At 72.4% G+C, this 268-nt stretch carries 1 protein-coding gene; it reads right to left on the bottom strand.

Features of this window, described 5'->3' with window-relative positions; translation table 11 throughout:
- Positions 1-268 (bottom strand): KR domain-containing protein (locus K7G61_RS36180; protein ID WP_225851384.1); only part of this gene is annotated, 268 nt, incomplete at both ends.

Genomic DNA, 268 nt, shown 5'->3' with positions numbered 1-268 from the left:
CGAGTTCGGCAGCGCCGGGCGCGTCCGCGCCCCTCCGGCTCACCAGGACGATGTGCCCGGCACCCTTACGCGCAGCCCACCGGGCCACATGCGCACCCAGACCACCCGTACCACCCGTGATCAGCACCGTCCCCTCAGCCGACGGCGACCAACCACCCCCAACCCCCGCACCGGCAACCACACGATCCAGCCGGGCACCGAACACCCCCGACCCACGCACCGCCACCTGGTCCTCCACCGACTGCGCCAGCACAGAACCCAACCGCAC

It is taken from the genome of Streptomyces sp. HPF1205 (genome assembly GCF_020400825.1).
Taxonomy (GTDB): Bacteria; Actinomycetota; Actinomycetes; order Streptomycetales; family Streptomycetaceae; genus Actinacidiphila.
Note: the sequence above shows the minus strand (reverse complement) of the source record. Positions and strands in the feature narration are given on the sequence as shown.